This window comes from Brevundimonas sp., assembly GCF_004210735.1.
Taxonomy (GTDB): Bacteria; Pseudomonadota; Alphaproteobacteria; order Caulobacterales; family Caulobacteraceae; genus Brevundimonas.
Window position 1 is genome coordinate 1 of sequence record NZ_SDZL01000077.1, and the last position, 8899, is coordinate 8899.

Below are 8899 nucleotides of genomic sequence, written 5' to 3' on the forward strand. Positions count from 1 at the left end.
TCGATCTTGATGTCCAGGTGCAGCTCGCCCATGCCCTTCAGGATCGTCTGGCCCGACTCGTGGTCGGTCGAGACGGTGAAGGACGGATCTTCCGAAGCCAGCTTGGCCAGGGCGACGCCTAGCTTTTCCTGATCGGCCTTGGACTTGGGTTCGACCGAGATCTCGATCACCGGCGCCGGGAATTCCATCTTTTCCAGGATGACGGGCGACTTCAGCGGATCGCACAGGGTGTCGCCGGTGCGGGTTTCCTTCAGGCCGGCCAGGGCGACGATGTCGCCGGCGTAGGCTTCTTTGATGTCTTCGCGGTTGTTCGAGTGCATCTGCAGCATGCGGCCGACGCGCTCTTTCTTGTCACGGCTGGAGTTCAGCAGCGACTGGCCGGTTTCCATCTTGCCCGAGTACAGGCGGCAGAAGGTCAGCGAGCCGACGAAGGGGTCGTCCATGATCTTGAACGCCAGAACCGACAGGGGCTCGTCGTCCGACGCCTTGCGGGTGACGGGCTCTTCGGTCTTGAAGTCGATGCCCGGGGTCGCCGGAATGTCGACCGGCGACGGCAGGTAGTCGATCACGGCGTCCAGCAGCGGCTGCACGCCCTTGTTCTTGAACGCCGAGCCGCCCAGGATCGGGTAGAAGGCGCCGGTCAGCACGGCCTTGCGGATGCACTTCTTGAGCGTTTCGACCGAAGGCTCTTCGCCGCCCAGGTAGGCTTCCATCGCCTCGTCGTCCAGCTCGACGGCGTTGTCGATCAGGTACTGGCGAGCGGCGGCGCATTCTTCGGCCATGTCGGCCGGGATGTCGCGCACGTCGGCGTCGGCGCCGACCTGATCGGTTTCCCAGACCAGGGCCTTCATCTCGACCAGATCGACCACGCCCTTCAGGTTCGTTTCCGAACCGATCGGCAGTTGGATCGGCACAGCCTTGGCGCCCAGGCGGTCGCGGATCGACTCGACCGAAGCGTTAAAGTCAGCGCCGATCTTGTCCATCTTGTTGACGAAGACGATCCGCGGAACCCTGTACTTGTCGGCCTGGCGCCAGACGGTTTCCGTCTGCGGCTCGACGCCGGCGTTGCCGTCCAGCACCGTCACGGCGCCGTCCAGCACGCGCAGCGAGCGCTCAACTTCGATGGTGAAGTCCACGTGGCCGGGGGTGTCGATGATGTTCAGACGCTTGCCGCGCCAGAAGGCGGTCGTCGCGGCCGAGGTGATGGTGATGCCGCGTTCCTGCTCCTGGTCCATCCAGTCCATGGTGGACGCGCCGTCGTGCGTCTCGCCCATTTTGTGGTTCTTGCCGGTGTAGAACAGGATCCGCTCGGTCGTCGTCGTCTTGCCCGCGTCGATGTGGGCCATGATGCCGAAGTTGCGGTAGTCTTCGATTTTATGCGTGCGGGGCATTGGAGTTGCCTTCGAGGGTGCTTCGCGGACGCGATCGGCGCCCAAGGAAATGTCGGATATGGCGGCGCGGGCGATTTATCTCAAAACCGCCCGCGCCGGATAGTCACAGATAAGCGCGCCAGATGGCGCTTTGAAGACGCTTACCAGCGGTAGTGGCTGAAGGCGCGGTTGGCTTCGGCCATCTTGTGGGTGTCTTCACGCTTCTTGACCGCGGTGCCGCGGTTGTTCGAGGCGTCCAGCAGCTCGGCCGCCAGCTTCTCGGTCATGGTGTTTTCGCCGCGGTTGCGGGCGGCGTTGACCAGCCAGCGGATGGCCAGGGCGCGACGACGGTCCGGACGGACCTCGACCGGCACCTGATAGGTGGCGCCGCCGACGCGACGCGAGCGCACTTCGACCGACGGGGCGACGTTGTCCAGGGCGGTGTGGAAGGTCTCGACCGGGGTCTGCTCCTTCTTCTTGTCCGCCAGGATGTCGAAGGCGCCATAGACGATGTTCTCGGCGACGGCCTTCTTACCTTCGTACATGACGTAGTTCATGAACTTGGTGACGATCAGATCGCCAAACTTGGGATCCGGCAGAACTTCACGCTTCTGGGCGCGGTGACGACGCGACATGGGGTATTCCTTCTCGGTCCCGGCCGACGCCGGGAAAATCTCTGATGCGGTGAGGCGGTTCGCTTACTTCGGACGCTTGGCGCCGTAGTGCGAACGGCGCTGCTTGCGGTCCTTGACGCCTTGCGTGTCCAGCACGCCGCGCAGGATGTGATAGCGAACGCCGGGCAAGTCCTTGACGCGGCCGCCGCGGATCAGGACCACCGAGTGCTCCTGCAGGTTGTGGCCTTCACCGGGGATGTAGCACACCGCTTCGATGCCGGTGGTCAGACGGACCTTGGCGACCTTACGCAGAGCCGAGTTCGGCTTCTTCGGGGTCGTCGTATAGACGCGGGTGCAGACGCCGCGACGCTGGGGGCAGCCCTTCAGGGCCGGCACCTTGTTGCGAACCGGCTTGGGGGCGCGCGGCTTGCGGATCAGCTGGTTGATCGTAGGCATGGATACTCTCTTCAATCGATGGAGGCGTGTGCCTTTCGGCCGGGGCGCCTCATGAGCCTTCTTTTGAACGACGCCAGAGACGTCGCCCGGGTGGGTTATCGAGATGAGCCGTGACCCAAACAGAAAAGCCGGAACGCGCGCTTTGGGCGTTCCGGCGGGCACAGCCCGTCCGCTTGATTGTCACGATCTCAACACGCCGATTGAATCGCCATGCCTCGAAAGTCCGGCGCGTTTACGCTTCCCGCCGGTTTGCGTCAAGGCGCCGGGGCGGCGACGCACTCCGACGCGGTCTGCGCCTCCATATAGCTGCGCTCGAAACAGGCGGCCAGTCGGGCCAGGTTACCCGCGTTCATGGCGTCCCCTTGATGGGTCGAGCGACGCAAGCTTTCCAGGCGCGCATCCAGCAGTTCCCGATCCTTGACCAGAAAGCCGTACAGCCCCTCGACATAGGCGTTCCAGTCCAGGGCGATCTCGCCATCCGTTCGCAGGTCTGAACGGCGGGCCGAAGCGACGGCCTGGGCAGCCGCAGCCTCGTCCCCGGCAAACGCCAGATTCCGCCCTAGATGCAGTTGGGTGATCGCTTGTTCCCGCACGCTCAGCAGCGGACCGCGCGCCAGGTATTCGCGAGCCGCCTCTCCCGCGCGCGCGTAACAGCCCCTCCCCGCCAGCCACATCGGCCCGCCTTCGATCTCGGTCGAGAATTCGAAATCGGACCAGGCCCGCGACGCGTTACGCTGGTGATCAACAGGAAGGCAGGTCGCTTGCGACCCAGCCGCTGGATGAGTCTGCAGCCCAAGCACCAATGCCGCCAGAATCCCGCCGATCATCCTGCCTCCGACGGAAACCTTCGCCTTGCCCGTTACATTTAGCAGACCTTCAGCGTGCGGCCCTGGGCTCGCGACAAATTTGAGACGCCGTTCATGACCGCCACGACCTTCCCGACGCCCCGCAAGCCCCGCTTCAGCCGTCCCAAGGGGCGCGCCCTGTGGCTGATGCTGGGCGGCCTGCTGCTGGTGGCGGTGGCCGTCTGGTTCTTCTTCCTGCGCGGCGGGGACAAGGCCGACCCCTATCGCACCGAGGCGGTCCAGACCGGCGAGATCGTCTCCTCCGTCTCGGCCTCGGGCACGCTGGAGGCCCTGGTCACGGTCGAGGTCGGCTCGCAGATTTCCGGTCAGGTGACCCAGGTGCTGGTCGACTACAACGACCGCGTCCGCAAGGGTCAGGTCATGGCCGTTCTGGACCCCCAGAACCAGCGCTCGGCGGTCGAGCAGTCGCAGGCCTCGATCCAGGCGGCCGAGGCCTCGGTCGCCACGGCCCAGGCCAACGTCGCCCTGGCCCAGGCCGAATATGACCGTCAGAAATTCCTCTTCGACCGGGGCATCGTCGCCCAGGCCGCGCTGGATTCAGCCCAGGCCTCGCTGCGCACCGCCAACGCCTCGGTCCGTCAGGCCCGCGCCCAGGTCGCCCAGCAACAGGCCGCCCTGCGCGCCAATCAGGCGACCCTGGGCCGCACCACCATCATCGCGCCCATCGACGGCGTCGTCATCGACCGCCAGATCGAGCCGGGCCAGACGGTCGCCTCGGGTCTGAACGTCGCCGTGCTGTTCACCCTGGCCCAGGACCTGTCGCGGGTTCAGGCCCTGATCAGCGTGGACGAGGCGGACATCGGCTCGGTCAAGGTCGGCCAGCCCGTGCGCTTCACCGTCGACGCCTATCCGAACGACAATTTCACCGGCCAGGTCACGCGCATCCGCATGCTGCCGACGACCGAGTCCAACGTCGTCGCCTATACGGTCGAGGCCGAGGCGAACAATCCGGCCGAAAAGCTGCTGCCCGGCATGACGGCCAACGCCGAAATCATCCTGCAACAGCGCCAGAACGTGCTGCGCGTGCCCAACTCGGCCCTGCGCTTCACCCCCGCCGACGCGCAAGCCCAGTCGACCCAGCGTCAGGGCGGCCAGCCGGGCGCCGCCAGTGGGCAACGCAGCCAGGGCGCGGGTCAGGGCGCCGGCCAGCGGGGCAACCGGGCCGCCGCCATCATCGAGGAACTGAACCTCGACGCGGCCCAGACCGCCAAGGTCCAGCCGATCCTCGACAAGGCCCAGCAGACCGCCCGCGCCGGCATGCGCGCCACGGGCGGCGCCCGTCAGGGCGGCCAGCGCGCGCGGGGGCCCAACCCCGCCATGGCCGCCGCCTTCAACGAGGCCTTCGACCAGATCAAGCCGCTGCTGCGTCCCGACCAGCAGACCACGCTGGAGACCCTGCGTGGCCGCTTCGCCGGCGGCGGCGGGCGCGGTCTGGTCTGGGTGCTGCGCGACGGCAAGCCGGTGGCCGTGCCGGTCCGCACCGGCGCCACAGACGGCTCCTATACCGAGGTCACGGGCGGGTTGAAGGCTGGCGATCAGGTCATCACCGGCGGCGGCCCGCGCGCGACCGGCCCCAGCGCCCAGGCCCAGCAACAGGCCCAGCGCCGCGTCGGCGGCGTGGGGGGCATCGGCGCCGGCGGACCGCCCCGCTGATGGGCCCCGCCATGATCGAGATCGAGGACCTGACCAAGACCTATGTCATGGGCGACGAGGTCATCTCGGCCCTGGGCGGCGTGTCCCTGTCCATCGGCCGGGGCGAGCATGTGGCCATCATCGGCCCCTCCGGTTCCGGCAAATCGACGCTGATGAACGTGCTGGGCGGGCTCGACCGCCCCTCCTCCGGCGCCTACCGCTTCGAGAACGAGCCGGTGGCCGAGTTTGACGATGACCAGCTGGCCGGTTTCCGCAACCGCCGGATCGGCTTTGTCTTCCAGTCGTTCCAGCTGCTGCCGCGCCTGACGGCGGTCCAGAACGTCGAGCTGCCGATGATCTACGCCGGCGTCGCCCCCGCCGAACGCAAGGCCCGCGCGGTCGAGTTGCTGGAGCGCGTCGGCCTGGGCCATCGCCTGAACAACCGCCCGACCCAGATGTCGGGCGGCCAGCAGCAGCGCGTCGCCATCGCCCGCTCGCTGGCCAATGGTCCCGATCTGCTGCTGGCGGATGAACCCACGGGCGCGCTGGACACCGCTACGGGTCAGGAAGTCCTGGCCCTGTTCGACGAACTGAACACCCAGGGTCTGACCCTGTGCATCGTCACCCACGACACCGAGGTCGCCGCCCGCGCCAAACGCCGCATCGCCTTCCGCGACGGCCACATCGTCAGCGACGAGAGGAACGCGGGATGATCGCCGGCCATCCTCCTTCGGACGCCCCCAACGCTGTCGCCGCCGCCATGGCCGTCGCCCCCTCCCCCAAAGCCGTCATCCTCGGGCTTGACCCGAGGATCGGACGATCCGCTCGCTCGACGCAACCGGCCGTCAGGCCACCGCCAGGCTCGATCCTCGGGTCAAGCCCGAGGATGACGGCGTGTGCGAGCCGGGCGCCACAGCCCACCACCTCGCCCACGCACGGGGAATAGAAATCATGGACCAGCACACCCAACCCCGCACCTCCGTTCTCAAGGTCACGACCGGCGGCATGAGCCCGCTGGAGCTGGTGCGGTTCGCCCTGGGGGCCATCTCGGCCCACCCCATGCGTTCGGCCCTGACCTCGCTGGGCGTGGTCATCGGCGTGGCGGCGGTCATCATGATGACCTCCATTGGGCTGGGCGCGCAGCAGCGGGTCGAACAGGCCCTGTCCAGTCTGGGCACCAACATGCTGGTCGTGCGCGGGGGCGCGGCCCGGGGCGCGGGCGGCGGCTTCGTGCGCGGGGCGGGCGGCTCGAACAACACCCTGACGGCCAGGGACGCGGCGGCCATCCGCGATCTGGACGGCGTCCGCGCCGTCTCGCCCGCCGTCAACGGCGGCGCCCAGCTGGTCTATGACGGCGCCAACTGGTCCAGCCGGGTCGAGGGCGTCACCCCCGACTATCTGGTCGCTCGCGACCTGACCCTGTCGTCCGGCCAGATGTTCGACGAGGCCGCCGCCGACAGCGGCCGCAAGGTCGCCGTCCTGGGCCAGACCGTCGTCACCAACCTGTTCGGCGACGGCGTCGATCCGGTCGGTCAGCGCATTCGCGTCGGCCCCATCCCCTTCACCGTCATCGGCGTGCTGTCGCCCAAGGGCCAGTCCGGTTTCCAGGATCAGGACGACATCGTGGTGGTGCCGCTGGACGCCGCCCGCTCGCGCATCATCGGCCGGGGCGTCTCGGGCGATCAGGTCAACCAGATCTACGTCAAGGCGACCGACAAGGACGCCCTGTATCAGCTTGAGCAGGACGTCGCGAACCTGCTGCGCGAACGCCACCGCATCCTTCCGGGCCAGGACGACGATTTCAACGTCCAGAACCTGACCTCAATTCAGGAAGCGGCCCAGGCCTCGACCTCGACCTTCACCATCCTGCTGGCCGCCGTGGCGGGGGTCTCGCTGGTGGTCGGCGGGGTCGGCATCATGAACATCATGCTGGTCAGCGTGACCGAGCGCACGCGCGAGATCGGCCTGCGCATGGCCATCGGCGCCCGCCGCTCGGACGTTCTGACCCAGTTCGCGCTGGAGTCCGTGGCCCTGTCGCTGCTGGGCGGGCTGATCGGCCTGGTGATCGGCGTGGGTGGCGCGCTGATCATGGCGCAGTTCGGTGACTGGCCCACCGCGATCCCGGCCTGGGCGGCGCCGCTGGCCATCGGCTTCTCGACCTTCGTCGGCGTGGTCTTCGGCGCCTATCCCGCCTGGCGGGCGGCCCAGCTGGACCCGATCGAGGCCCTGCGCCGCGAATAGCGCCCGAAAGTCGCCATGCTTGACCGTTCCACTGTCATCGAACGGGGAGCGATCAGTGACGACTTGGGCGGCGGACAGGCTGATGGATCACCCGCGCGGCCGCACGGCTGCGCTGGTCGCGGCGTCGATCCTGCTGCACGCCTGCGCCCTGGGCTGGATGTCGTGGCAGGCCCTGGGGCTGGACGATCGCTACGCCCGCCCCGCCGAGGACACCCTGATCCTGATTGAAATCGAGCCGCGCCCCCTGCTCCGGGGCGAGCGCCCGCGCCCGCCGGCCGCCGCCCCGACCGCCGCGCCCGCACCGACCGCGCCATCCCAGCGAACATCCGCGCGCCCTGCCCCGCCGGCGCCGCGTCTGGTCGAGCCCGCCCCGAACATCCCCACGCCCGACGATCCCTGGCGCGTGCGACCGGACCAGGTTCCGGGCGGCATGGTGGACGGCGTGGGTCGGGCCCTGCGAGGCGGCGTCGGCTGCCGCCAGTCCTATGACCGGCTCAGCGCCGCCGAACAGGCCGCCTGCGACCAGCGCACGGTCGCCGCCGCCGACCGCGCGGCCCCCGTCACCGGCAGCGGCGACGCCCGTCGCGACGCCCGCTTCAACGCGCAGGGCGCCCGCGCCCTGGCCGAATACGAAGCCCGCCGCCGCCCCCTGTCGGGCGGCACGGGCGTCCTGACCGCCGCCGACTGTCCCGGCTCCAATTTCGGAACCGGCTGCGCCGGCGCCTTCCTGCCCGACGTCCCCGGCGTCGACATGCGCCAGGGCGCCACGACCGTCCACAACGGCGGCCAGCGCTCGGACAAGCAGCAGACCCCCTGAAGCCCTTCTCCCCTTGCGGGAGAAGGTGGCAGGCGAAGCCTGACGGATGAGGGGTCGCGCCGTCGCCAGGGCCTTCGCCCGTCAGCCTTGCGTCGCGAAACCCCTCATCCGAGCCCTTCGGGCCCACCTTCTCCCGCAAGGGGAGAAGAACAAGATGGGCCTCAAGCAGCGCGAAGCGCGATAGGCCCCAAAAAGGAACGGCCTCAAGCAGCGCGAAGCGCGGCAGGCCCAAAAAAGAAAGAGCGGCGCCTTTCGACGCCGCCCTTCTTCAGTTCAGGTTCCGGACCCGGATCAGCCTTCCGACTGCTCCAGCTCCAGCGCCAGCTCGACCGGCAGCGGCTCGACCGCGTCTTCGCGGGCTTGCGTCAGCTCGGCGTCGCGCTCGTTGGCGATCTTCTGCAGGGCGCGGAGGTAGGCCCCCGTGCCTGCCGGGATCAGACGGCCGACGATGACGTTTTCCTTCAGGCCTTCCAGCGTATCCACCTTGCCGTTGACCGAGGCGTCGGTCAGCACGCGGGTGGTTTCCTGGAACGACGCCGCCGAGATGAAGCTGCGGGTCTGCAGCGACGCCTTGGTGATGCCCAGCAGGACCGGCTGGGTGGTGGCCAGACGGCCGCCACGCTTCTCGACCTTGGCGTTCTCGGCCACGGCCTCGGCCACCTCGACCGTGTCGCCACGGATCAGGGTGGTCTCGCCCGAGTCGAGGATCTCGACCTTCTGCAGCATCTGGCGAACGATCACCTCGATGTGCTTGTCGTTGATCGGCACGCCCTGCAGTCGGTAAACCTCCTGCACTTCGTTCACCAGATACTCGGCCAGCGCCTCGACGCCCTGGATGCGCAGCAGATCGTGCGGATCCGGGTTGCCGTCGATGATGTAGTCGCCCTTCTGGATCAGATCGCC

The 8899-nt window shown here is 68.2% G+C and carries 8 protein-coding genes and 1 pseudogene; 4 read left to right on the plus strand and 5 right to left on the minus strand.

Going from position 1 to position 8899, the window contains the following annotated elements; translation table 11 throughout:
• From fusA to EON91_RS12990, 4 genes are all read right to left on the minus strand, one after another.
• On the minus strand, positions 1-1391 hold a 1391-nt coding region (gene fusA, locus EON91_RS12975; protein WP_292095508.1), incomplete at its 3' end, for an elongation factor G.
• 140 nt (positions 1392-1531) lie between these two features.
• Positions 1532-2005 (minus strand): 30S ribosomal protein S7, encoded by a 474-nt coding sequence (gene rpsG / locus EON91_RS12980; protein WP_292095511.1) that lies wholly within the window; start codon positions 2003-2005, stop codon positions 1532-1534.
• A 63-nt stretch (positions 2006-2068) separates the two neighbouring features.
• Positions 2069-2440: a 30S ribosomal protein S12 gene (rpsL, locus tag EON91_RS12985; RefSeq protein WP_056453566.1), complete on the minus strand. Its 372-nt coding sequence runs from the start codon at positions 2438-2440 to the stop codon at positions 2069-2071.
• A gap of 254 nt (positions 2441-2694) precedes the next feature.
• Positions 2695-3267 carry a hypothetical protein gene (locus EON91_RS12990; protein ID WP_292095515.1) on the minus strand — a complete coding sequence of 191 codons (573 nt, stop codon included), beginning with the start codon at positions 3265-3267 and terminating at the stop codon, positions 2695-2697.
• Positions 3268-3360: 93 nt separating this feature from the next.
• On the opposite strand from EON91_RS12990, the gene EON91_RS12995 reads away from it, so the two are divergent.
• From EON91_RS12995 to EON91_RS13010, 4 genes are all read left to right on the plus strand, one after another.
• Positions 3361-4959, plus strand: a complete 1599-nt coding sequence (locus tag EON91_RS12995) for an efflux RND transporter periplasmic adaptor subunit (protein WP_292095518.1) — start codon at positions 3361-3363, stop codon at positions 4957-4959.
• Positions 4959-5651, plus strand: coding sequence for an ABC transporter ATP-binding protein (locus EON91_RS13000; RefSeq protein WP_292095521.1), 693 nt, complete (start codon positions 4959-4961; stop codon positions 5649-5651). The genes EON91_RS12995 and EON91_RS13000 overlap by 1 nt, the downstream gene beginning before the upstream one ends.
• A gap of 238 nt (positions 5652-5889) precedes the next feature.
• Positions 5890-7179, plus strand: a complete 1290-nt coding sequence (locus tag EON91_RS13005; RefSeq protein WP_292095524.1) for an ABC transporter permease — start codon at positions 5890-5892, stop codon at positions 7177-7179.
• An 82-nt stretch (positions 7180-7261) separates the two neighbouring features.
• Positions 7262-7996: a hypothetical protein gene (locus tag EON91_RS13010; RefSeq protein ID WP_292095527.1), complete on the plus strand. Its 735-nt coding sequence runs from the start codon at positions 7262-7264 to the stop codon at positions 7994-7996.
• 291 nt (positions 7997-8287) lie between these two features.
• On the opposite strand, the pseudogene EON91_RS13015 reads toward EON91_RS13010, so the two are convergent.
• Positions 8288-8899, minus strand: a pseudogene (locus EON91_RS13015) (DNA-directed RNA polymerase subunit beta'); the annotation flags it as partial.

Excerpts from the sequence above, each read along its gene's own strand:
- rpsL (WP_056453566.1), bottom strand. The coding sequence starts at position 2,440 with ATGCCTACGATCAACCAGCTGATCCGCAAGCCGCGCGCCCCCAAGCCG.
- EON91_RS13000 (WP_292095521.1), top strand. The coding sequence starts at position 4,959 with ATGGGCCCCGCCATGATCGAGATCGAGGACCTGACCAAGACCTATGTC.
- EON91_RS12990 (WP_292095515.1), bottom strand. The coding sequence starts at position 3,267 with ATGATCGGCGGGATTCTGGCGGCATTGGTGCTTGGGCTGCAGACTCAT.
- EON91_RS13010 (WP_292095527.1), top strand. The coding sequence starts at position 7,262 with ATGGATCACCCGCGCGGCCGCACGGCTGCGCTGGTCGCGGCGTCGATC.
- EON91_RS13005 (WP_292095524.1), top strand. The coding sequence starts at position 5,890 with ATGGACCAGCACACCCAACCCCGCACCTCCGTTCTCAAGGTCACGACC.
- EON91_RS12995 (WP_292095518.1), top strand. The coding sequence starts at position 3,361 with ATGACCGCCACGACCTTCCCGACGCCCCGCAAGCCCCGCTTCAGCCGT.
- rpsG (WP_292095511.1), bottom strand. The coding sequence starts at position 2,005 with ATGTCGCGTCGTCACCGCGCCCAGAAGCGTGAAGTTCTGCCGGATCCC.